This is a genomic window from Micromonospora sp. URMC 106 (genome assembly GCF_051386395.1).
Classification (GTDB): Bacteria; Actinomycetota; Actinomycetes; order Mycobacteriales; family Micromonosporaceae; genus Micromonospora.
In genome coordinates this window covers 1-21,996 of record NZ_JBPQTP010000087.1, presented here as the reverse complement: position 1 = coordinate 21,996, position 21,996 = coordinate 1, and the positions used below count along the sequence as shown (strand labels likewise).

25 protein-coding genes, 1 pseudogene and 1 riboswitch are annotated in these 21,996 nt (G+C 74.7%); of the genes and pseudogenes, 12 read left to right on the top strand and 14 right to left on the bottom strand.

Annotated elements, in window-relative coordinates; all coding sequences use genetic code 11:
- Window position 1 precedes the first annotated feature (1 nt).
- The 3 genes from ACSNOB_RS23515 to ACSNOB_RS23505 are packed head-to-tail and all read left to right on the top strand — an operon-like array spanning window position 2 to window position 1,600.
- Complete coding sequence (locus ACSNOB_RS23515) at window positions 2–868, top strand: metal ABC transporter permease (protein WP_436688606.1); 867 nt, start codon at window positions 2–4, stop codon at window positions 866–868.
- Window positions 869–911: 43 nt separating this feature from the next.
- Window positions 912–1,211 (top strand): ArsR/SmtB family transcription factor, encoded by a 300-nt coding sequence (locus ACSNOB_RS23510; protein ID WP_088998913.1) that lies wholly within the window; start codon window positions 912–914, stop codon window positions 1,209–1,211.
- Entirely contained in the window at window positions 1,208–1,600 is a 393-nt protein-coding gene (locus tag ACSNOB_RS23505) for a Fur family transcriptional regulator (protein WP_436688605.1), read from the top strand. Before ACSNOB_RS23510 ends, ACSNOB_RS23505 begins: the two co-directional genes overlap by 4 nt.
- Window positions 1,601–1,743: 143 nt before the next feature.
- On the opposite strand, the gene ACSNOB_RS23500 is transcribed toward ACSNOB_RS23505, so the two are convergent.
- Window positions 1,744–2,598 carry a helix-turn-helix domain-containing protein gene (locus ACSNOB_RS23500; protein WP_436688604.1) on the bottom strand — a complete coding sequence of 285 codons (855 nt, stop codon included), beginning with the start codon at window positions 2,596–2,598 and terminating at the stop codon, window positions 1,744–1,746.
- 78 nt (window positions 2,599–2,676) lie between these two features.
- Here ACSNOB_RS23500 and ACSNOB_RS23495 point away from each other — a divergent pair, with 78 nt between their 5' ends.
- The 4 genes from ACSNOB_RS23495 to ACSNOB_RS23480 all read left to right on the top strand — a co-directional run bounded on the left by ACSNOB_RS23495 (window position 2,677) and on the right by ACSNOB_RS23480 (window position 5,667).
- The gene (locus ACSNOB_RS23495; protein ID WP_436688603.1) at window positions 2,677–3,840 is read left to right on the top strand and encodes an NAD(P)/FAD-dependent oxidoreductase; all 1,164 of its coding nucleotides are present in this window, start codon (window positions 2,677–2,679) and stop codon (window positions 3,838–3,840) included.
- A gap of 13 nt (window positions 3,841–3,853) precedes the next feature.
- Window positions 3,854–4,804: an LLM class flavin-dependent oxidoreductase gene (locus ACSNOB_RS23490; RefSeq protein ID WP_436688602.1), complete on the top strand. Its 951-nt coding sequence runs from the start codon at window positions 3,854–3,856 to the stop codon at window positions 4,802–4,804.
- A gap of 80 nt (window positions 4,805–4,884) precedes the next feature.
- A complete protein-coding gene (locus tag ACSNOB_RS23485) occupies window positions 4,885–5,490 on the top strand; it encodes a hypothetical protein (protein WP_436688601.1) in 606 nt (201 codons plus the stop codon).
- A 9-nt stretch (window positions 5,491–5,499) separates the two neighbouring features.
- Window positions 5,500–5,667, top strand: a complete 168-nt coding sequence (locus tag ACSNOB_RS23480) for a hypothetical protein (RefSeq protein WP_393112283.1) — start codon at window positions 5,500–5,502, stop codon at window positions 5,665–5,667.
- Between the two features lie 88 nt (window positions 5,668–5,755).
- Here the strand turns inward: ACSNOB_RS23480 and ACSNOB_RS23475 are convergent, their stop codons facing one another.
- The 6 genes from ACSNOB_RS23475 to ACSNOB_RS23450 form a co-directional block, all read right to left on the bottom strand.
- Window positions 5,756–7,879 carry an acyl-CoA dehydrogenase family protein gene (locus tag ACSNOB_RS23475; protein WP_436688600.1) on the bottom strand — a complete coding sequence of 708 codons (2,124 nt, stop codon included), beginning with the start codon at window positions 7,877–7,879 and terminating at the stop codon, window positions 5,756–5,758.
- A gap of 61 nt (window positions 7,880–7,940) precedes the next feature.
- Entirely contained in the window at window positions 7,941–8,444 is a 504-nt protein-coding gene (locus ACSNOB_RS23470; RefSeq protein WP_436688599.1) for a DUF6328 family protein, read from the bottom strand.
- Window positions 8,445–8,568: 124 nt separating this feature from the next.
- Entirely contained in the window at window positions 8,569–9,318 is a 750-nt protein-coding gene (locus ACSNOB_RS23465; RefSeq protein WP_436688598.1) for a sugar isomerase domain-containing protein, read from the bottom strand.
- 71 nt (window positions 9,319–9,389) lie between these two features.
- A complete protein-coding gene (locus ACSNOB_RS23460; RefSeq protein ID WP_436688597.1) occupies window positions 9,390–10,220 on the bottom strand; it encodes an alpha/beta fold hydrolase in 831 nt (276 codons plus the stop codon).
- Window positions 10,221–10,250: 30 nt separating this feature from the next.
- Window positions 10,251–10,997, bottom strand: a complete 747-nt coding sequence (locus tag ACSNOB_RS23455) for a TIGR03943 family putative permease subunit (RefSeq protein ID WP_436688596.1) — start codon at window positions 10,995–10,997, stop codon at window positions 10,251–10,253.
- Window positions 10,994–11,995 carry a permease gene (locus tag ACSNOB_RS23450; RefSeq protein ID WP_436688613.1) on the bottom strand — a complete coding sequence of 334 codons (1,002 nt, stop codon included), beginning with the start codon at window positions 11,993–11,995 and terminating at the stop codon, window positions 10,994–10,996. The genes ACSNOB_RS23455 and ACSNOB_RS23450 overlap by 4 nt, the downstream gene beginning before the upstream one ends.
- Window positions 11,996–12,187: 192 nt before the next feature.
- Window positions 12,188–12,293: riboswitch (TPP riboswitch) on the top strand.
- Between the two features lie 72 nt (window positions 12,294–12,365).
- Here ACSNOB_RS23450 and ACSNOB_RS23445 point away from each other — a divergent pair.
- The 3 genes from ACSNOB_RS23445 (at window position 12,366) to ACSNOB_RS23435 (ending at window position 15,393) form a co-directional block, all read left to right on the top strand.
- Entirely contained in the window at window positions 12,366–12,956 is a 591-nt protein-coding gene (locus ACSNOB_RS23445; RefSeq protein WP_393112273.1) for an ECF transporter S component, read from the top strand.
- A gap of 117 nt (window positions 12,957–13,073) precedes the next feature.
- The gene (locus tag ACSNOB_RS23440) at window positions 13,074–14,489 is read left to right on the top strand and encodes an ABC transporter ATP-binding protein (RefSeq protein WP_436688612.1); all 1,416 of its coding nucleotides are present in this window, start codon (window positions 13,074–13,076) and stop codon (window positions 14,487–14,489) included.
- Between the two features lie 103 nt (window positions 14,490–14,592).
- Entirely contained in the window at window positions 14,593–15,393 is an 801-nt protein-coding gene (locus ACSNOB_RS23435; protein WP_436688595.1) for an energy-coupling factor transporter transmembrane component T family protein, read from the top strand.
- A gap of 96 nt (window positions 15,394–15,489) precedes the next feature.
- On the opposite strand, the gene ACSNOB_RS23430 is transcribed toward ACSNOB_RS23435, so the two are convergent.
- On the bottom strand, window positions 15,490–15,726 hold the full coding sequence (locus ACSNOB_RS23430) for a hypothetical protein (RefSeq protein ID WP_436688594.1): 237 nt from the start codon (window positions 15,724–15,726) through the stop codon (window positions 15,490–15,492).
- Window positions 15,727–16,192: 466 nt separating this feature from the next.
- On the opposite strand from ACSNOB_RS23430, the gene gndA reads away from it, so the two are divergent.
- Complete coding sequence (gene gndA, locus ACSNOB_RS23425; protein WP_436688593.1) at window positions 16,193–17,635, top strand: NADP-dependent phosphogluconate dehydrogenase; 1,443 nt, start codon at window positions 16,193–16,195, stop codon at window positions 17,633–17,635.
- A gap of 96 nt (window positions 17,636–17,731) precedes the next feature.
- Here gndA and ACSNOB_RS23420 read toward each other — a convergent pair whose 3' ends face one another.
- From ACSNOB_RS23420 to recO, 5 genes are all read right to left on the bottom strand, one after another.
- A complete protein-coding gene (locus ACSNOB_RS23420; RefSeq protein WP_436688592.1) occupies window positions 17,732–18,493 on the bottom strand; it encodes a pirin family protein in 762 nt (253 codons plus the stop codon).
- Window positions 18,490–18,711 (bottom strand): thioredoxin reductase, encoded by a 222-nt coding sequence (locus ACSNOB_RS23415; RefSeq protein ID WP_393112262.1) that lies wholly within the window; start codon window positions 18,709–18,711, stop codon window positions 18,490–18,492. The genes ACSNOB_RS23420 and ACSNOB_RS23415 overlap by 4 nt, the downstream gene beginning before the upstream one ends.
- A 258-nt stretch (window positions 18,712–18,969) precedes the next feature.
- Window positions 18,970–19,155, bottom strand: coding sequence for a hypothetical protein (locus tag ACSNOB_RS23410; RefSeq protein ID WP_393112260.1), 186 nt, complete (start codon window positions 19,153–19,155; stop codon window positions 18,970–18,972).
- Between the two features lie 64 nt (window positions 19,156–19,219).
- Entirely contained in the window at window positions 19,220–20,020 is an 801-nt protein-coding gene (locus tag ACSNOB_RS23405; protein WP_436688611.1) for an isoprenyl transferase, read from the bottom strand.
- An 8-nt stretch (window positions 20,021–20,028) separates the two neighbouring features.
- On the bottom strand, window positions 20,029–20,871 hold the full coding sequence (gene recO, locus ACSNOB_RS23400; protein ID WP_436688591.1) for a DNA repair protein RecO: 843 nt from the start codon (window positions 20,869–20,871) through the stop codon (window positions 20,029–20,031).
- Window positions 20,872–20,971: 100 nt separating this feature from the next.
- Here recO and ACSNOB_RS23395 point away from each other — a divergent pair, with 100 nt between their 5' ends.
- Entirely contained in the window at window positions 20,972–21,802 is an 831-nt protein-coding gene (locus ACSNOB_RS23395; protein WP_436688590.1) for a DUF4097 family beta strand repeat-containing protein, read from the top strand.
- On the opposite strand, the pseudogene ACSNOB_RS23390 reads toward ACSNOB_RS23395, so the two are convergent.
- Window positions 21,789–21,996 (bottom strand): annotated as a pseudogene (locus ACSNOB_RS23390) (acyltransferase family protein); the annotation flags it as partial. The gene ACSNOB_RS23395 and the pseudogene ACSNOB_RS23390 overlap by 14 nt on opposite strands.

Sequence of the window (21,996 nt, the reverse complement as noted above, 5' to 3'; positions counted from 1 at the left end):
GATGGAACTCTTCCAGTACCCCTACATGCAGCGCGCCCTCATCGGCGCGCTGGTCATCGGCCTGGCGGCTCCGGCGCTCGGCATCTACCTGGTGCAGCGGCGGCTCGCGCTGATCGGCGACGGGGTGGGGCACGTGGCGCTCACCGGCGTCGGCGCGGGCCTGCTGCTCAACCGGTCCCCGGTGCTGGTCGCGGTGGTCGTGGCAACCGTGGGCGCGATCACGATCGAGCTGGTCCGCGCCCGCGGCCGCACCTCCGGCGACCTGGCCCTGGCCCTGCTCTTCTACGGCGGCATCGCCGGCGGCGTGATGCTGGTGGGGCTCTCGGACAGCACCAGCGCCAACCTCAACGCCTACCTCTTCGGGTCGCTGACCACCATCTCGCCGCAGGACCTGACCACCATCGCCGTGCTCGGGGCGGCGATCGGGGTGATCATGCTGGCGCTGCGCCCGGCCCTGTTCGCGGTCTGCCACGACGAGGAGTACGCCCGGGTGTCCGGGCTCCCGGTGCGCACGCTCAACCTGCTGCTCGCGGTGGCGACCGCGGTCACCGTGACGATCGCCATGCGGGCGGTCGGCGTGCTGCTGATCAGCGCGCTGATGGTGGTGCCGGTGGCCACGGCGCAGCAGGTGACCCGCGGGTTCCGCAGCACGATGGCGGCGGCGATGGCGCTCGGCCTCTTCGCCGCCGGCTCCGGGGTCTGGGTGGCCGCGAACGCCGACACCGCCCCCGGCGCGTCGGTGGTGCTGATGGCGATCGCCTCGTTCGGGGTGGTCGCGCTCCTCGGGGCCGCCTGGCGGGTGCTGCGCCGGCGGCGCACCCCGGCCGCCGCCCCCGCGCCCGAGCCGCACGAGGTGGTGCTGCACTGATCCTGCTCAGCGGCGTGCCCATGGGATTGGTTACCGTTACAGGGTGACCGACGGATCAGGCTACGACGCCTTCGAGGGTGCGAGCGAGCTGCTGCGTGCCCTGTCGGCGCCGATCCGGCTGGCCATCGTCAGCGAGCTCGCCGAGGGCGAACGCTGCGTGCACGAGCTGGTGGACAAGCTCGGGGCCGCGCAGCCGCTGGTCTCCCAGCACCTGCGGGTGCTGCGGGGCGCCGGCGTGGTGCGCGGCTCGCGGCGGGGGCGCGAGATCGCGTACGCCCTGGTCGACGAGCACGTCGCGCACATCGTGGCCGACGCGGTCAGCCACGCCGGGGAGGGGTCATGACGAGTTCCGCGGTCCGCAACACCCGGCAGCGCTCGGCGGTCAGCGCGCTGCTCGCCGAGGTGGAGGGCTTCCACAGCGCGCAGGAGCTGCACGCGATGCTGCGCGAGCGCGGCGAGCGGGTCGGCCTGACCACCGTCTACCGCACCCTCCAGGGGCTGGCCGACGCGGGCGAGATCGACGTGATGCGACCGCCGGGCGGCGAGCACCTCTACCGCCGGTGCAGCGAGGGACACCACCACCACCTGGTCTGCCGCGGCTGCGGCCGCACGGTCGAGGTGGCCGGGCCGGCGGTGGAGAACTGGGCGGAGCGGGTGGCGGCGCAGCACGGGTACGCCGACGTCAGCCACACCCTGGAGATCTTCGGCACCTGCCCGGCCTGCGCCGGCTGACGCCTTCCCCGGTACGGCCCCTCCGGGGCGCTCGCGGCGGGCGGGTCGGCCGGGCGTTCGCGGCGGGCGGGTCGGCCGGGCTCGCCACGGCGGATCGTCCCGGCGCTCGGCACGGCGGATCGTCCCGGCGCTCGCCCCGACGGTCAGCCGGAGACGAGGCGCAGCCCGGCCGGCTGAGGGCTGGTGAGGCGGTCGAGGGCGGCGGCGGTGGCCGCGTCGGCCGGCAGGTGGACGACCAGCGACTGGTCGTCGTCGGCGGGCAGTTCGAGCGTCTCGTAGGCGAGGCGCAGCCCGCCCGCCGTGGGATGGGCCAGGCGCATGACGCCGTTGGACTTCGGCAGCCCGGGAACGGTGTCGACGCGTCGCGTGAACGCCTCCCCCGCCGCCAGGGTCAGCTCGTCGGCCAGGGCCGCGACGTGCGGATCCGCCCGGAACGGCCCGTGCTTGAGCGCGGCCACCTGCTCGTCCGCGACGTGGTCCCAATCGGGGTAGGCGGCACGCGCCCGGCTGTCGGTGAAGACGAACCGGGCCAGGTTCGGCGGTGCGCCCTCGAGCAGGCCCACGGGCCCGACCAGCCGCTCGTAGCCGGACGTCCAGGCCAGGACGTCGGTGAGCTGGTTGAGCAGCAGCGCCGGGGTGGGCTCCAGGCGGTCGAGCAGCGCCTGGACGGCCGGGCGGACGAGACGGCCCGGCCCGGCGTGGCCCCGGCAGGCGAAGCCGGGGTCGGTCGCCTTGGTGAGGCGGTACAGGTGCACGCGCTCCGTCGGGGTGAGCCGCAACGCGTCGGCCAGCGCGGACAGCACCTGCGGGGACGGCCGGCGGTCGCGGCCCTGCTCCAGCCGGGTCACGTACTCCACGCTGACCCCGGCGAGCGCCGCGACCTCGGACCGGCGCAGGCCCGAGGTGCGCCGGCGCGGCCCGGTGGGCAGCCCCACCTCGGCGGGCGTGACCGCCGCGCGCCGCGTACGCAGGAACAGACCCAGCTCGTTGCCACTCACGGCTCCGAACGTAACAGTCGCCGCGATCGGGATCATGTCCCCACCACTACCAGCCTCGGCCCGGCCTTCCTGGTCGCCGTGACGACGGCGAGAGTCGGTGACGTGACCGGCACGGTCACCTGGGAAACCGACTTCGAAGAGGTGTGGATCATGAGTCGTACCGTCGTGGTCATCGGCGGAGGGTACGGGGGGTCGGCGGTCGCCAAGGAGCTGGACTCCGAGGCCGACGTCGTCCTCGTCGACCCCCGGGACGCGTTCGTCAACTCGGCGGCGTCGCTGCGGGCGGTGACCCGGCCGGACTGGGCGCCCAACATGTTCTTCTCCTTCGAGACCCTGCTCGGGCGCGGCACGGTGATCCGCGACCGCGCGGTCTCGGTGGACCCGGGGGGCGTCACCCTGGCCTCGGGTCGGCGGGTCGAGGCGGACTATCTGGTCCTGGCCTCGGGCTCCCGCTACGCCTACCCGGCCAAGCCCGACGCCGACGCCACCAGCGAGGCGCTGGACGACCTGCGCCGGACCAACAAGGAACTGGTGAACGCCGACCGGGTGCTGATCCTCGGCGCCGGGCCGGTCGGTCTGGAGCTGGCCGGCGAAATCAAGGAGGTCTGGCCGCACAAGCACGTGACCGTCGTCGACCCGTCCGAGCAGCTTCTGCCCGGCTTCCTGCCGGCGGTGCGCCAGGACCTGCACCGCCAGCTCGACGAACTGGAGATCCGGCTGCGGCTGGGCACCGGCCTGACGGCGCCGCCGACGACGGAGCCGGGGCAGGCCGAAACCTTCACCGTCACCACCACCGGCGGTGACGAGATCACCGCCGACATCTGGTTCCGCGCCCACGGCGTGCAGGTCAACAGCGACTACCTCGCCGACGGCCGGCTCACGACCCGCACGCCGCAGGGACAGGTCCCCGTCACCGAGACCCTCAACGTCCGCGGGTACGACCACGTCTACGCGGTCGGCGACATCACCGATGTCGCCGAGGCCAAGATGGCCGGGTACGCGATGCAGCACGCCGAGGTCGTGGCGCGGAACATCGTCGCCCAACTGCGCGGCGAGGAGCCCTCGGCCACCTACCGGCCGCAGCCCGACCCCATGATCCTGCTCCCGCTCGGACCGCGTGGCGGTGTCGGCCAGATGCCCACCCCCGACGGCCCGGTCCCGGTCCCGGCCGAGACCGTCTCCGAGTACAAGGGCGTCGACCTGTTCACCGGCCGCTTCGCCGAGCAGTTCCGCACCGCCTGAAGGGTTGGCACACATGGAGCACACCGGCCTCGGCCGCAACGGCCCATCCGCACCGCAGGTCGTCTTCGGCTTCGGCGCGCACAGCGGCATCGACGACGGACCGGAGTTGCTGCGCGCGGCTCGGCTGGCCGATCGGGACGGGCTCGACATCTTCTCGCTGTCGGACCATCCCTACCTCGGGGCGCGCCTGGACGCGTACGCCACCCTCGGATTCATCCTCGGGCGTACGCGGCGCCTCTCGGGCTTCGCCAACGTCACCAATCTGCCCACCCGGCCCGCTCCCATGCTGGCGCGGACCGTGACGTCGCTGTCGGCGCTCTCCGGCGGCCGCGTCGTGCTCGGCATGGGCGCGGGCGGGCTGTGGGACCGGATCGCCGACATGGGAGTGCCGCGGCTCTCACCGGGCGCCGCGGTGGACGCCTTCGAGGAGGCGATCGTCCTGGTCAAGAAGCTGTCGGGCGGCGGCCCCCCGGTCACCTACCGGGGCCGCCACTACCAGGTGGACCGGATCGAACCGGCTCCGGTGCCCGCGGCTCCGGTGTGGACCGGATCGGTCGGCCCGAGATCCCTGGCCGCCACCGGCCGGGTGGCCGACGGCTGGATCCCCGGCCACGCGGCGGACTGGCTCAGCGAGCGCTACCGGACGTCGCGGCCGATCATCGACGAGGCGGCGGCGGCCGTGGGCCGCGACCCGAGCGAGATCCGCACGGTCTTCAACCTCCCCGGGCGCATCACCGACCGGCCGCTGGCCGCCCCACGCGACCGCGCCGGCCGATGGGTCGGCGGTTCGGTCGACCAGTGGGTCGAGGAACTGACCGGCGCCGTGCTGGCGCACGGCGCGTCGGGCTTCGTGCTCTTCGCACCCGACGGCGGAACGCAGGATGCCGTATCCCTCGGCCGCTGGGCCCGGGAGATCGTCCCGACCGTACGCGAGGCGATCGCCAAGGAGAACGGGACGTCGTAGCCGGGCGTGCCGGACAGGCACGGCGGTGCGGCCGTTCGCGCCGCGTGCCGAGCGCGGCCGCACGTGGCACGCTGTCCGGCGTGAAGATCTACGCTGATCGCTTCCCGACCGTCGTCCGACAGCTGATCACCGACCTGCTCGTCGTCGTCTGGGTGTACGGCGCGGTCCGCGGCGCGCTGTGGCTGCACGACCTCGTCCAGAAGCTCGCCGTACCCGGACAGAAGCTGGAGGGGGCCGGCGGCGGCCTCGCCGACAACCTGGCCGAGGCGGGCGGCAAGGTCGGCCGGGTGCCGCTGGTCGGCGACGAGCTGACCGCACCGTTCGAGCGGGCGGCCGGCGCCGCCCGATCGCTGGCCGAGGCCGGGCGGGACCAGCAGGAGCTGGTCGACCAGCTCGCCCTCGCGCTGGCCGTCGCCGCGCTGGTCTTCCCGCTCGGCCTGGTGCTCTTCGGCTGGCTGCCGCTGCGGGTGCGCTGGGTGCGTCGCGCCTCCTCGGCCGCGAAGCTGGCCGCCGCGCCCGCCGGCCGGGACCTGCTGGCCCTGCGGGCGCTGGCCACCCAGCCGCTGGGGCGGCTGACCCGGATCGCGCCCGACGTGGCGGAGGCGTGGCGGCGCGGCGACGACGACACCGTCGACGCGCTCGCCGCGCTGGAGCTGCGCCAACTCGGCCTGCGGGGCGGCCGCTAAGGTCGTCGGGTGTTCTACTTCCTGGTCGTCATCGCCGTGCTGCTGCTCGGCTACGCCGCCGTCCTGGTCAACTTCGTCCGCAAGGGCCGCAAGATTCCCCCGGCGGCCTACCTGGGGCTGGCCGTGCTCAACGGGTTGCTCCTCGCGGCGATCCTGGCCTGGGCGATCGCCCACTGACCCGCCGGGCCGGCGCGAGCCGGCCCGGTCCCGGGCGGGCCGGGCGGCACGCCGCGGGCCCCCTTCCGGTGCGGAGGACGCCTTCTCCCTACACCCGGCGGCGGACGTCGGCGGTGGTGGACGGGCCGGGCGACCAACGCGCCACCCACGGCAGGTCGTCGGCCGGGGTGATGACGCCGTCCTCCAGGCCCACGTAGCGCCCGTCGAGGATCCGCCTCGCGGCGGCCACGTCGACCGAGTCGGTGTTGTCCCACAGGGCGGTGAAGAGCGCGTCGACCCGGACCCGGGCCTGCCGGCAGAACAGGTCGGCCAGCTCGACGTTCTCCGGCCGGGTGTCCCGCTCGGCGTAGGCACGCACGCAGACCGCCGACATCGCGAACAGCTCCGCGCCGATGTCCACCACCCGGCCGAGGAACGCCTGCTTGCGCTCCATCTTCCCCTGCCACCGGGACATCGCGTAGAACGTCGACCGAGCCAGCTTGCGCGAGGCGCGCTCCACCTGCCGCAGGTGGCCGGCGAGCGGGCCGAACTCGGCGTACGCCGACGGGCGCTGGCCCTTGCCGACGGCCAGGGTGGGCAGCCACTTCGCGTAGAACGCGCCGGCCCGCGCGCCGGCGCGCGCCTTGCGGCCGAGCCCGGCCTCCGGGTCGATGATGTCGCCGGCGACCGACAGGTGCGCGTCGACGGCCTCGCGGGCGATCAGCAGGTGCATGATCTCGGTCGAGCCCTCGAAGATGCGGTTGATCCGCAGGTCGCGCAGCATCTGCTCGACGGCGGCCGGGCGCTCGCCCCGCGCCGCCAGCGAGTCGGCCGTCTCGTAGCCGCGGCCGCCCCGGATCTGGATCAGCTCGTCGGCGATCTTCCAGGCCATCTCGCTGGCGTAGAGCTTGACCAGCGCCGCCTCGATCCGGATGTCGTTGCGGTCGTCGTCGGCCAGCAGGCAGCAGAGGTCGAGCATGGTCTCCATGCCGTACGTCGTCGCGGCGATGAAGGAGAGCTTCTGGGCCACCGCCTCGTGCTCGCCCACGGGCCGGCCCCACTGCACCCGGTCGGCGGACCACTCCCGGGCCACGTGCAACGCCCACTTGCCGGCGCCCACGCACATGGCCGGCAGCGACAGCCGCCCCGTGTTGAGGGTGGTCAGCGCGATCTTCAGGCCCTTGCCCTCGCCGCCGATGACGTTCTCCTTCGGCACGAAGACGTCGTGGAAGCGGGTGAGGCTGTTCTCCAGGCCGCGCAGGCCGACGAAGGCGTTGCGCCGTTCGACCGTGATGCCCTCGCTGTCGCCCTCGACGACGAAGGCGGTGATGCCGCCGCGCCGCCCCTCGCCGCCGGGGACCCGGGCCATCACCACCAGCAGGGTGGCGACCGTGCCGTTGGTGGCCCAGAGCTTCACCCCGTTGAGCCGGTAGCCGGTGCCGTCGGGCGTCGGTTCGGCGGTGGTCGCCAGGCGGGCCGGGTCGGAGCCGACGTCCGGCTCGGTGAGCAGGAACGCGGACACCTCGCCGGCGGCGAGCCGGGGCAGGAAGCGCTGCTTCTGCTCGGCGGTGCCGAACATCTTCAGCGGCTGCGGCACACCGATGGACTGGTGCGCCGACAGCAGCGCGCCGATCGCCGGGCTGACCGAGCCGGCCAGCATGAGCGCCCGGCAGTAGTGCAGGTTGCTCAGCCCGAGCCCGCCGTACGACCGGTCGATCTTCATGCCGAACGCGCCGAGCCGGGCGAGGCCGTGGAACACCTCGTCCGGGATGGACGCGTCCCGCTCGATCGCCGCGCCGTCCACCTCGGAGGTGAGGAACTCGCGGAACCGGCCGAGGAACTCGTCGGCCCGGGCGACGTCCGCCGCGTCGGACCGCGGCCAGGGGTGGATGAGGTCGAGGCGGAAGCGGCCGAGGAAGAGCTCCTTGCCGAAGCTGGGCCGGTCCCACGAGGACTCGCGGGCCGCCTCGGCGACCTGGCGCGCCTCCTTCTCGGAGACCTGCCCCGCCTCCTTCGGCAGCGGCCCGGCGGCGCCCGGCGTCGAGGCGCCCCCGGTCGCGGCCGGTGCGGGCTGGGGCTGCTCCCCGCCGGCCGTCGACGTGCCCCCGGTGGCGGTCGGTGCGGGCTGGTCGGCGCCGGAACCGTCCGGCGTGGGTCGGCTGTTGTGCGTCGTGGTCACGGCTGCCCCCTCGAACCTCGGTCCGGCTGCGTCAACGTGCTCGACAAACAGCACGCTACCCCCGGGTGTTACCCAGGGGTAGCGCTCGGTAAAGATCGAGTTTCGTCGGCGCGCGTCAGTCGCCGGGAAGGCTCGCCCGGTCGTCGTCCTCGTCGTCGACGTCGTCCTCGCCCCAGTTGCGCCGGGCGAACGGCAGGAACACCCAGAAGGTGAGGAACCAGAGCCCGGTGATGCCGCTGAGCACCAGGGCGACACCCCGGTCCAGCACGAAGTCGGTGATCAGGAGCACCGCGCTGACCATCGAGATCAGCATGAAGGCGAGGCCGCCGCTGGCCATCCGGTGGGCGAAGCGGACCAGCTCCGGCTTGCGGCCCTGGCGGAACAGCGCCCGGTGGAACGCCACCGGGGAGATGATCATCGCGGTCGCGGCGGCCGCCGACAGCAGCGCGACGATGTAGACGTCCTTCTGGAAGCCGCTCGTGCGCGTGAAACCGTTGCTGAACGGCAGGGTGAGCAGGAAGGCGAAGAGGATCTGCACACCCGTCTGGGCGACCCGCAACTCCTGCAACAGGTCCGCGAAGTTGCGCTGCCAGCGTTGCCGCTCGGTTTCCTTGGACACGGGCTACCTCCGGTCAGACGGTACTGCCGACGGGGTGGGCCCGTCGGCAGCAACGCTGATGCCCCACCGACGGAGCCACGAAACCGGCTCGTGTTCCCGGTGGAGGCGCCCCGGTACGGCGCCGTCAGGAGCCGCGGCGGATCCGGCCGGCGTACCGGGCCTCCAGGGCGTTGTTGTGCTCGTCGCCGCCGGCGATGTTGGCCGACAGGTAGACCGGGGGCCGCTCCCCCGCGGCCAGCAGCCGCGCCACCACCTCGACCGTGATCTGCTGCGCCAGCAGCGCCGCCGTGATGGAGGAGACCGCGCCGACCGCGCCGCCCCCGGGCAGCGGCAGCGTCGCGTCGCCGTACGGGGCGCCGTTGTCGAGCACCACGTCGGCGAAGTCGGCGAGCTTGCGGCCCGACGGGTGGCGCGAGGTCATCTGCCCGGAGTGCTGCGCCGACGTGATCGCGACCAGCCCGTGCCCCTTCGCCTTCACCAGGGACGCGAACTCCACCATCGCGCCGTTGACGCCGGAGTTCGAGGCCAGCACGAAGACGTCCCGGGGGCCGACCGGGGCCAGCTCGTAGAGGCGGTGGGCCACCGACGGATCGCGCTCCAGCAGCGGCCCGAGCACGTCGGCCGGCGCGCCGCCGACCAGCACGAGATCCCGCAGGGCGATCCGGTTGGTCGGCACCAGCCCGCCGGCCCGGCCGGCGATCTCCATCGCCAGCGCCTCCGAGTGGCCGGTGCCGAAGGCGTGGACCACCCCGTCGGCACGCACCGCCTCGGCGATCAGGTCGGCGGCCCGCCCCACCGCCTCCCGTTGGCTCGTGGCCACCCGGCGCATCGTGTCGGTCACCACGGCCAGGTAGTCCTCGGCGCTCACCGTCATGTCTCCTCCGTCCATGTCGTCCGTCCGTCCAGGACGCCCGGCCGCCTCCGGCGCCGGGCGGCGCCCCGCCGTCAGGCCGGGGGCCGCACCCGGGCCAGGATCGCCTCGGCCAGCTTCGCGGGCGCCTCGTCGGGGATCCAGTGGCTCACCCCGGGCAGCTCGACGAAACGGTAGTCGGCGCCCACGTGCGCGGCGCACGCCTCGGCGGCGCTCCGGCCGATCGCGATGTCGCGGTCGCTCCACACGAAGGTGGTCGGCACCGGCACGGGCCCGGTGGCCGCCATGTCCCGGCGGGACATCGCCCGGTACCAGTTCAGGGCGGCCGTCAGCGCGCCGGGCTCGCGCATCGGGTCGGCGTACGCGGCCACCCGCCCGTCGCCGCCGACGCCGTGCAGCATCCGGCGCAGCCCCGTCGCGCCCAGCGCCAGCAGTGCCTTCTCCGCCGTGCCCGGCTTGCGGAACAGCGCGATGTACGCCGAGCGGGCCTTCTGCCCCGGATCCTCGGCCAGCGCGTGCGCCATCGCGGCGGGGTGCGGCACGGAGACCGCGGTCAGCGTGCGGACCCGCTGCGGGTGCCGGGCGGCCAGGTCCCAGGCCACCATCGCGCCCCAGTCGTGCCCCACCAGGTGCGCCGCGTCGACGCCCAGCGCGTCCAGCACGGCCACCGCGTCGGCCACCAGCTCCGGCATCCGGTACGCCTCGACCGCCTCGGGCCGCGCGCCGGGCGAGTAGCCGCGCTGGTCGAGCGCGTACGTGCGCAGGCCGGCGGCGTGCAGGGTCGGGACCACGTCGTCCCACTCCCCGCTGTGCTGCGGGAAGCCGTGCAGCAGCAGGACGGGCGCGCCGCCCTCCGGACCGCCGACGCGTACGTCGAACGTGAGCCCCCGGGCGTCGATCCGCATGATCGCCAGCCTACCCAGGGCGGGCGCGGGTCACTCGTACTGACGTCGGGGCACGGGCACCTGCCGCCAGGACTCCACGTCCAGGTACGGGATCTCGGCGTCGTTGACCGGGTCCCGGGCGATCCGGTCGCTGTAGCGGCCGGTCACCTCGATCCAGGTGTCGTCGGCGAGCCCCTCGGGCACGGCGCCGGTCAGGCCCAGCTTGACCGGCCGCCCGTCGGCGGCGCAGCAGGAGAGCACGATGCGGGCCAGCAGCGGCCGACCGTCGGGGCCGGTGGTGACGAAGCCGGTCAGCCGGACCCGGCGCTGCCCGATGGAGGCGCCCCGGTCGAACAGCGCCCGGGAGGCGTAGTCGAGCACGGTGACCTGCGCCGGGTCGCCGTCGGGCAGGGGCGGGTAGTCGGAGGGTTGCTGCCGGGCGGAGAGCGCGGTGCCGGCCTGCCCTGCCGCGTACGAGCCGAGGGCGGGCGGGGCGACCAGGAGCAGGCCCAGCACCGGCAGGATCAGCAGCCAGCCCACCCGTGGCTCGTGGTGGCCGTGCCCGTCGTGGTCGGCGTCGTGCCCGTCGGCCGACGGGGGCAGGCCGGTGCGCCGCAGGAGCGGGCGCAGCTCGTACCAGAGGGTCATGACCGCGGCGACCACCAGCAGCAGGCCCGCGGCGACGAGGAAGGGACGCAGCCCCTCCTTGACGTAGCGCAGGTGCAGGTCGGTGAGGCTGGCCCGGACCACCGCGCCCCCGAGCAGCAGCAGGACGACGGCCTGCGCCTGCCGGTTCACAGCAGCACCGCCCCGGTCGCGGCGGCGACCGCCACGGCCACCGCGAGGGTGGCGGGGGCGAACCGCAGCGCGAACCGCCGGCCGAAGACGCCGGCCTGCATCGCGATGAGCTTGAGGTCGACCATCGGCCCCACCACCAGGAAGACAAGTCGGGAGGTCAGCGAGAACTGCGACAGCGAGGCGGCGACGAAGGCGTCGGCCTCGGAGCAGAGGGAGAGCAGCACCGCGAGCACGGCCAGCGCGAGCACCGAGAGCACCGGCTCGTCGGCGAGGGTCTGCAACCAGCGCTCGGGCACGACGACGTTGATCGTGGCGGCGGCCGCCGCGCCGATCACCAGGAACCCGCCGGCGTGCGTGACGTCGTGCCGGACCGCCGCCCAGAACGCCCGCCCGCGCGAGCCGTCGTCCAGCTCGGGCCGGCGGGGCAGCCGGATCCAGTCGGCCCGGCCGAGGCGCAGCCACAGCCAGCCCATGACCATCGCGACGACGAGGCTGGCCACGCCACGGCCGAGGACCATCTCCGGGTCGTCGGGGAACGCCACCGCGGTGGCGGTGAGCACGATCGGGTTGATCGCCGGGGCGGCGAGCAGGAAGGCCAGCGCCGCGGCCGGGGTGACCCCGCGCCGGATCAGCGACCCGGCGATCGGCACCGAACCGCACTCGCAGCCGGGGAGCACCACGCCGGCCGCGCTCGCCACCGGCACCGCGAGCGCGGGGTGTCGCGGCAGCGCCCGGGCCCAGAACGACCGGGGCACGAAGACCGCGATCACCGCGGAGAGGATCACGCCGAAGACCAGGAACGGCACCGCCTGCACCATGACCGAGACGAAGACGGTGGTCCAGGTCTGCAGCCGGGGCGCGGACAGTGCGCGGGCGATCGGCTCCCGGAAGACGACCAGCAGGACCAGCAGGCCCGCGAGCGCCTCGACGGACCCGAGCCGCCAGGCTCCGCCATCCGCCGGCTCCGTCGGCGGTATGTCCGGCGCGGCCGCGCCCACCGCCCCCCGCCCGCCCTCGGGCGCCCCGCGGTCAACCTCGGATGTCACGTACGTGTCCCTCTGCCGCTTGTGCCGGTGGCCGCCCGAGACTACCGGCCGGAATCGACGGGGTCGATCGAACGCGCGGGTGACCTGCGAAAAGATCACTTTGCTCGATGATCTTCAAAGGTGTTAGCGTCGGCGCGACAACTTCACATCCGACAGGGGAGCGCACAGCGCTGAGAGTGCGGGCACCGCCCGCAGACCCTCGAACCTGATCTGGGTAATGCCAGCGCAGGGAGTTCGGTCGACCTCCAGCCGCGTCGACGTCCGGCACACCGGGCGCGGCGTGCGTCTTCTCCTGGTTCGCGTTCAGGACTGGGAGCACATCATGCGAGACAACACGACCACCCGGTGGCGCACACTCGACGTCGTCGTCGCCGCGGTGATCGCGGTGGCGTTCGGCGTCATCTTCTGGGCCTGGGGGCTGCTGTGGCGGGCCGTCGACCCGGCGTTCGCGTTCTTCCCGGCCGGCCAGGCGATCATGTACGGCGTGTGGCTGGTCCCGGCCGTGCTCGGCGGCCTGGTGGTCCGCAAGCCCGGCGCGGCGCTCTTCTGCGAGGCGGTGGCCGCGACGGTCTCCGCGCTGCTCGGCTCCGAGTGGGGCGGCATCACCATCGTCCAGGGCCTGATCCAGGGGCTCGGTGCCGAGGTGGCGTTCGCCGCGTTCCGGTACCGCTCGTTCCGGCTGCCCACCGCGCTGCTCGCCGGCGCGCTGACCGGCCTGGGCGCGGCGCTGTTCGACTTCTTCGTCTGGAACGTCGACTACGCGCTCGGCAGCTACCGGATCCCGTACGCCCTGCTCACCGTCGTCAGCGCCACGGTCGTCGCCGGCGCCGGCGGGTGGGCGCTCACCCGCGCCCTGGCCGGCACGGGCGCCCTGGACCGCTTCCCCGCCGGCCGCGAACGCGCCGCCATCTGACCCGCGCCCACCGAACCGACCCGACGGAACCGCGTTGACCATGAGGTTGTCGCCCGCACACGCCGCGTCGAACGGCGACAACCCCGTGGTCGACGGGCGGGAGAGGGCGTGCCGAACATGGGAGCGGTGACGCTGCGGGGGTTCGGGTGGCGGCACGCCGGTCGTCGGGCGTGGGCGGTGCGCGGGGTGGACCTGCGCGTCGAGGCCGGTGAGCGGGTGCTGCTGCTGGGGCCGTCGGGGGCCGGCAAGAGCACCCTGCTCGCCGCGCTGGCCGGGTTGCTGCCGGAGGACTCGGGCGAGCAGGAGGGCACCGTCGAGATCGACGGGCTCGACCCCCGCAAGGGCCGGGAGCGGGTCGGCATCGTCTTCCAGGATCCGGAGACCCAGCTCGTGATGGCCCGCAGCGGCGACGACGTGGCGTTCGGGCTGGAGAACCGCGGGGTCCCCGCCGACGAGATCTGGCCCCGCGTCGACGAGGCGCTGGCCCGGGTCGGCTTCCCGTACCCGCGGGACCGGCCCACCGCCGCCCTCTCCGGCGGGGAGCAGCAACGCCTCGCCCTGGCCGGGGTGCTGGCCCTGCGTCCCGGGCTGCTGCTGCTCGACGAGCCGACCGCCAACCTGGACCCGGCTGGCGCCGCGCTGATCCGGGCGGCGGTGGCCGGCGCGCTGGACGCCGACACCACGCTGATCCTGGTCGAGCACCGGGTCGCCGAGGCGCTGCCCCTGGTCGACCGGGTGGTCGTGCTCGAACCGTCGGGCGGCGTCCGCGCGGACGGCACGCCCGAGGCCGTCTTCGGCACGCACGGCGACGCGCTCGCCGCCGAGGGCGTCTGGGTGCCCGGCCGCCCCGTGCCGCCCCGCCACGCCGCCGCGCCGGCCGGCGACGTGCTGCTCACCGCCGACCGGCTCGGCCTGCCGCCCCGGCTGGCCGCCGTCGACCTGGCGGTACGCGCCGGCGAGACGCTCGCCGTGCTCGGCCCGAACGGGGCCGGGAAGTCCACCCTCGCGCTGCTGCTCGGCGGGCTGCTCAAGCCGGGCGCCGGCCGGGTCGCGGCGACGGCGGCACTGGCCGGCGCCGACGCCCGCACTCCCCCGCACCGCTGGCGCGCTCCGGCGCTGGCCCGCCGCATCGGCTCGGTCTTCCAGGACCCGGAGCACCAGTTCGTCACCAACACCGTCTTCGACGAGCTGGCGCTCGGCCCGCGCCGCACCGGCCAGCCCGAGGCGGCGGTCCGCTCCGCCGTGGACGACCTGCTGTCGCGGCTGCGGCTGACGAAGCTCGCCGCGGCCAACCCGTACACCCTCTCCGGCGGCGAGGCGCGGCGGCTGAGCGTGGCGACGGCGCTGGCTACCGCGCCACGCCTGCTCGTCTGCGACGAACCGACCTTCGGCCAGGACCGACGGACCTGGCTGGAGCTGGTGGACCTCTTCGCCGAGCTGCGCGACGCCGGGCACGGCCTGGTCGCCGTCACCCACGACCCGGAGTTCGTGGCCGCCCTGGCGGACCGGCGCCTCACCCTGGACCGCCCGTGACCGGCCCGAGGACGACCCCGCGACCCAGCCGTCACCCGGGGACGGCCACGACGGGCCCGGAGCCGACCCGACGCCTCCGCCGTCCCGGCCGCCGGGAGCGGCCGTGATCAGTCTGGAGCCCGTCGCCGCGCCGGGCGCGCCGCTGGCCCGGCGCAACCCGGTGGCGAAGCTCGCCGCGGCGCTGGTGTTCTCGTTCGTCCTGATCGCCACCCTGGACCCGGTGGCCCCGGCGATCGCCATCGCGGTCGAGCTGGCCGTGCTGCCGCTGTTCGGGGTCCGCTACCGGGTGCTGGCCCGGCGGGCCTGGCCGCTGCTCGTCGGCGCGGTGGGCGTCGTGGTGACGCTGGTGCTCTTCGCGGCCGAGCGCTCCGGCCGGGTGCTGGTCGAGGCCGGTCCGGCGGTGGTCACCTCCGGGGTGCTGCTCACCGCGCTCGGCCTGGTGCTGCGCATGTTCGCCGTGGCGCTGCCCGGCGTGATCGTGTTCGCCACCACCGACCCCACCGACCTGGCGGACGCCCTGATCCAGAACGCGAGGGCGCCGGCCCGGTTCGCCGTCGGGGCGCTGGCGGCGTTCCGGCTGGTGCCGCTGCTCGGGCAGGAGTGGCAGATGATCTCCATGGCCCGCCGGGCCCGGGGGGTGGAGGCGGGCCGCGACCCACTGGCGAAGCTGCGGCTGTTCGCCTCCACGGCCTTCGCGCTGCTGGTCGGCGCGATCCGGCGGGGCACCCGGCTGGCCGTGGCGATGGATGCCCGGGGCTTCGACGCCGGCACGCCGCGTACGGTCGCCCGGCGGCAGCGCTTCGTCGCCGCCGACTGGCTGCTGATCGCCGGGGCCGCGGCGCTCGCCGGGGCGGCGCTGACGGTCAGCGTGCTGCTCGGCACCTTCCGCCCGTTGATCGGCTGAGGCGTACGGGCCGGGTGGGGTCGTCGCGACGACCCCACCCGGCCCGTACGCCTCAGCCGATCAACGGGCGGAAGGTGCCGAGCAGCACGCTGACCGTCAGCTACGCCGGAAGGCGTACCGGCGGGTCTGGCCGGCCCGCTGGCCGCGCGAACCGCCGGCGCGGACGGCGCCGGAGACCGGCGGACCGGCCTTCGGCGCCGCCGGCCGGTCGAGCGGCAGCGCCGGCACGACCGGCGCGACCGCGACCTCGTCGAGGTTGACCGGCGTCAGGTCGGCGGCGGGCGGCGTGGACAGGGTGGTGCGGGACTTCTTCGGGTTGCGCCTGGCGGGCATCCGGTGCCTCCTTGAGTCTGCGGGCCGTGTCGGCTCCGGCGCTGCGGCCGGTGCCGGGGGCCCACGTCGTGGGGCGACCGTCGGGCTGCGACGGTCGGGCGGGACAGGGACTGCTCCCCGGATGCGACCTCGAAGGACACCGCCGCCTCGGCGGCAGGTGGGAATGCGGACGCCCGGGAGCACGCGGACCGCAGCCGCGGGGCGGCGGGCCGGCTCGGAGGTGAGGCGTCAGTTACGCATGCCCACACGCTATCCGCCCGGCCCGTCGGGCGCACGCGAATTACCGGCACGACCGGCGGCCCGCTGATCGTGTTCCCCGTCACCCGCCCGGCGTCGCTGCGTCCGTAAGCGGCCTGGTCCGGGCGGAACGCGGCGACGGCGGGCTGCCGAACACGCCCTCGCGTCCGCCGCGCGCCGCGATACGGTCGCAGCGGCAGGTGTCGGGCGGCAGGAAGGCGGCGGACGGATGGCCGAGCGGGCGACGGCGCAGATCGGCGTGACCGGGCTGGCGGTGATGGGCCGGAACCTGGCCCGGAACCTGGCCCGCAACGGCTTCACCGTGGCGGTGCACAACCGCTCGCCGGAGCGCACCCGCAGCCTGGTCGCCGAGCACGGCGACGAGGGGCGGTTCCTGCCGGCCGACTCGATGGCCGACTTCGTCGCCTCGCTGGAGCGGCCCCGGGCGGTGATCGTGATGGTCAAGGCGGGCGGGCCGACCGACGCCGTGATCGACGAACTGGTTCCGCTGCTCGACCCCGGCGACATCGTCGTCGACTGCGGCAACGCGCACTTCGCCGACACCCGCCGACGGGAGGAGGCGCTGCGGGGCCACGGGCTGCACTTCGTCGGCACCGGCGTCTCCGGCGGCGAGGAGGGCGCGCTGCGCGGCCCGAGCATCATGCCCGGCGGGTCCGCGGAGTCCTACCGCAAGCTGGGCCCGATCTTCGAGAGGATCGCCGCCCAGGTGGACGGGGTGCCGTGCTGTCGGCACATCGGGCCCGACGGGGCCGGGCACTTCGTCAAGATGGTGCACAACGGCATCGAGTACGCCGACATGCAGCTCATCGCCGAGGCGTACGACCTGCTGCGGGCCGGGCTGTCGGCGGAGCCGGCGGAGATCGCGGAGATCTTCCGCGACTGGAACTCCGGCGAGCTGGAGTCCTTCCTCATCGAGATCACCGCCGACGTGCTGGCGCACACCGACGCGGCCACCGGCCGGGCGTTCGTGGACGTCGTGCTGGACCGCGCCGAGCAGAAGGGCACCGGCCGCTGGACGGTGCAGAGCGCCCTCGACCTGGGCATCCCCATCACGGGCATCGCCGAGGCGACCTTCGCCCGGTCGCTGTCCGGGCACGCCGACCAGCGCGCGGCGGCGCGCCGGGCGTTCCCGGACGCGGGCGGGAAGTGGCAGGTCGGCGACCGGGAGACGTTCGTCGAGGACGTCCGCCGCGCGTTGCTCGCCTCCAAGATCGTCGCGTACGCGCAGGGCTTCGACCACATCCGGGCCGGCTCCCGGGAGTACGACTGGGGCATCGACCTGGGCGGCACCGCGACGATCTGGCGGGGCGGCTGCATCATCCGGGCCCGCTTCCTGGACCGCATCCGGCAGGCGTACGACGAGCAGCCCGAGCTGCCGACGCTGCTGGTCGCGCCATGGTTCGCGGACACGGTCAACGACGGCGTGCCGAGCTGGCGGCGGGTCGTCGCCGACGCGGCCGGGGCCGGGGTGCCGGCGCCCGCGTTCGCCTCGTCGCTGGCGTACTTCGACGCGCTGCGCGCGGAGCGGCTCCCGGCGGCGCTGATCCAGGGGCTGCGGGACAACTTCGGCGCGCACACCTACCACCGCGTCGACCGCGACGGCACCTTCCACACCCGCTGGGCCGCCGACCGCTCCGAGACCGAAGCCTGACCCGCACCCGTCCGCGATCCGGATAGTTCGCACGCCAAGCCGCATGACGCGGGCCGAAACCGCAAGTTCGCGGAGAGCCGGCGAGCGCGGGGAGGGTCAGGCGAGGGTCGCGTGCATCTCCCAGACCAGGATCTCGGCCGGCTCGGTGGCCGAGACGCGTCGCCCGCCCGTCATGGTGAGCCGGGCGGCGTCGCCGGTGCCGAGCAGGCCGCTGCACTCCAGGGTGACCGCACCGGTCGGCACGTACAGGTGGACGAAGGGCGCGTCCGGGAGGTCCACCGTGTCACCGGGATCGAGCCGGGCGGCGTGCAGGGCGGCGAGGCGGTTGCGGATCCGGATCGCCGAGGCGCCGTCGTAGCGGTCCATCCCGGAGGCCACGGGCACCAGGTCGCCGCGCAGGAGCCGGTCGTCGATCTCGAGCTGCTCGTAGCCGGGATCGACGCCCTGCTCGTCCGGCAGCACCCACATCTGCACGAAGTGCACCGGGTCGGTGTGCGGGTCGCGGCCGTCGAGCCGCCAGGAGTCGTTCTTCTCGGAGTGCAGGATGCCGGTGCCGGCACTCATCCGCTGCGCCAGCCCCGGATAGATCACGCCCGAGTGGCCGGTGGAGTCCTGGTGCACCAGCGATCCCCGCAGCACCCAGGTGACGATCTCCATGTCCTGGTGCGGGTGGGTCTCGAAGCCGGCGCCCGGCCGGACCACGTCGTCGTTGTTGACCAGCAGCAGACCGTGGTGGGTGTTCGCCGGGTCGTAGTGCCGGGAGAACGAGAACGAGTGCTTCGAGTCCAGCCAGGAGATCCGGGTGGCGAAGCGGTCGTCGGCCCGCCGGACGTCGACGGCCGGCGCGGGGGCCGTCACCAGGCACGCTGCCCGGTGTCGGTGGGCGCCCAGGTGAGGGCCGGCTCGCCCGTGGCCAGCTCGCCGATCTCGCCGGAGCGCAGCCGCGGCGCGTGGCCGAGCTCGTGGCAGTGCTGCTCGGCGATCTCGGCGCAGATCTCGGCCGCCTGCTCGCAGATCGGATCACCGAGGTCGGCGGCGTTCAGCGCCATGATCATCTTGTACCGGAGTTCCCGCATCCCCACCCCCGAGGCTCGACGCGGCCCGGGGCACCCGCCCCACTTGCCGATCCTAGGCACCCCGCTCCCGCACCCACCCCGAAACCTCGAACCCCGGCCCAGCGGTCGACCACGCGCTGCTGGTGGGCGGAACGCCCCGGTGCGGGGCGCGGTCGCGGGGCAGCACGGCGGCGTGGTCGCCAGACGGTCGGGGCGCCCGGGCGCGTCGGGTGGTAGGGGGGCGGTCAGCGCCGCGCGGGGCGACGCTGACCGGCGAGGTCAGAAGAACCGGCGGCGCTTCGCCTTCTGCGGGCGGAGCATGTCGGCACCCTTGGTGAGCAGGCGACTCACCCCGGACGGGCCGCGGCGGGCCTCCAGCGTGTGGCTGAGCTTACGCGCGCCGGCCGCCGCCAGCGGCACCGCGACCGCCATCATCGCCCACTGCGCAATACGCTTCTGGATCATGCGGGTTCACCTCCGTCAGTGGCTGCTGACCGAGGTGGTACCCCGCGCGAAGGGGCGGTAAGCCTCAGGCGGGCGGCGCGACCGGGTTGGGCAGCGCCCCGCCGAAGCGGCGGTCCCGCTGGGCGTACAGCTCGCAGGCGTACCAGAGGTGCCGGCGGTCGAAGTCGGGCCACAGCGTGTCGAGGAACACCAGCTCGGCGTACGCGGTCTGCCAGAGCAGGTAGTTGGAGATCCGCTGCTCCCCCGAAGGGCGCAGGAACAGGTCCACCTCGGGGACCTCGGGGTGGTAGAGGTACTTCGCCACCGTCTTCTCGGTCACCTTGGCCGGGTCGAGCCGGCCCGCGGCCGCGTCCCGGGCGATCGCGGCGGCGGCGTCGGCGATCTCGGCCTGCCCGCCGTAGTTGACGCAGAACTGCAGGGTCAGCGTCGAGTTGCTCCGGGACATCTCCTCCGCCGTCTGCAGCTCGGAGATGACGCTCTTCCAGAGCCGGCCGGCCCGGCCGGACCAGACCACCCGCACCCCCAGGTCGACCAGCTGGTCGCGGCGGCGGCGGATGACGTCCCGGTTGAAGCCCATCAGGAACCGGACCTCGTCCGGCGAGCGCCGCCAGTTCTCCGTGGAGAAGGCGTACGCCGACAGGTAGGGGATGCCCAGCTCGATGGCGCCCTCGATGGTGTCGAACAGGGAGAACTCCCCCGCCTCGTGGCCCTTGGTGCGGGGCAGCCCGCGCTCCTTGGCCCACCGGCCGTTGCCGTCCATCACCACGGCGACGTGCCGCGGCAGCGCCTCGGCGGGCAGCGCCGGCGGCCGGGCGCCCGACGGGTGCGGCGTCGGCGGCACCGGCTCGCGCCGGCCGGCCCTCATCGATCGGATCACTCGGTTCTCTCCCTGCTCACGCCATCCGCTCCCGACCCGACGCCACGCGGCGGCGGGACCGGGCCGGCCGTCGGGGCACCCCGGTCGACCAGCGGCAGCGAGCGTAGCGCGCGTTCCAGGTGCCACTGCAGGTGCGCCGCGACGAGGCCGCTGCACTCCCGGCGTACGCCGGTCTCGGTGGCGTCGGCGATCCGCCAGTCGCCGGTGGTCAACGCGGACATCAGGTCGATGGTGGCCGGGGCGGGGTGGGCCGCGCCGGGCGGCCGGCAGTCCGGGCAGACCGCACCCCCGGCCGGTACGGAGAACGCCCGGTGCCGCCCGGGCGTCCCGCAGACGGCGCAGGCGGTCAGCGCCGGCGCCCAGCCCGCGAGGGCCATCCCGCGCAGCAGGTACGCGTCGAGCACCAGCGTGGTGTCGTGGCTGCCCTCGGCGAGCGCCCGCAGCGCGCCCAGGGTGAGCTGGAACAGCCGGAGCGACGGCTCCCGCTCGACGGGGGTGAGCCGTTCGGCGGTCTCGGCGATCGCGCTGGCGGCGGTGTAGCGGGGGTAGTCGCCGAGGAACCGCTTGCCGTAGAGGTCGATGCCCTCGACCTGACTGACGGTGTGCAGGGAGCTGCCCTGGTTGCCCTTCGGGTCGCCGGCGAGCTGGACGTCGACGTGCCCGAACGGCTCCAGCCGGGCGCCGAACTTGCTGGTCGTGCGGCGGATCCCTCGGGCCACCGCCCGCAGTCGGCCGTGCCGGCGGGTGAGCAGGGTGATGATCCGGTCGGACTCGCCGAGCTTCTGCACGCGCAGGACCACCGCGTCGTCGCGGTAGAGCTGTCGGCGGTACCCGGGCATCGGACCATTCTCCCTCGGGGTGCGAAATCAGGGTCGGCTCGGGGTGGATGCGCGAACAACCCCGATGCGCGGCGCTCGCCGTGCCTCGTAGCGTGCTCGCATGGCTCTGCACCGCACCGTCGCCACGCTCGCCGTTGCCGCCACCCTGATCGTCTCCGCCGGGTGCGACAACCTGTCAACCCGCCGGCTCGACTTCGACAGCACCGAGGCAGCCCGGATCAGCACGGTCCGGGTGCTCCCGGGAGCCGGCGACATCACCGTCCGCGCCATCGGCGCGGCGGGCGAGGCGCGGATCAAGCGGGTGGTGCGCTACGACGGCGCCCAGCCCGACGCCACGTACGAGATCAAGGGCGCCGAGCTGGTGCTGGACACCGACTGCGGCAACGGGTGCAGCGTCTCCTACGACGTCACCGTCCCGGAGGGGGTGAGCGTGAAGGGCGAGACCGGCTCCGGCGACGTCGACCTCAGCGAGGTCGGCCCGGTGGAGTTCCGGCTCGGTTCCGGCAACATCCGGGTGAGCGGCGCCGACGGCCCGGTCCAGGCCGAGACCGGCTCGGGCGACGTCACGGTGACCGGCGCCAGCGGTCCCGTCACCGTCAAGACCGGCTCCGGCAACATCGGGGTGGACGACGTTGCGGCCACCGTCACCCTGCAGGCCGGCTCCGGCGACATCGCCGGGTCGCGGCTGAGCGCCGGCGTGGACGCCGAGGCGGGCTCCGGAAACATCACGCTCGACCTGGCCAAGCCCGCCTCGGCGCGTGCGCACGCCTCCAGCGGGGACGTCACGCTCGCCGTGCCCGCGGGTCGGTACCAGGTCCGCTCCAAGGCCGGTGGCGGCGAGACCTCGCTGGGCGTGAGCCACGATCCGACCGCCTCGCTCGTGCTCGACATCTCCACCGACGGCGGCGACCAGACGATCACCCAGCGCTGATCTCCACGGTCGCCAGCTCGCGGGCGGCGCGCGGCGACGGCACGCTGGCCCGCCCGGTGGCCGGGCCGCCGGGGGCGATGACGGGGCCGCCCCCGGTCCGGCGGGCGGCCGCCGTGCCCGTGCCCCGGCCGGCGCGGGACGCGGCGGCGGGGGCGCGGTCCGACGGAGCGGGGCGGGCCGGCGGGCGACCGCTC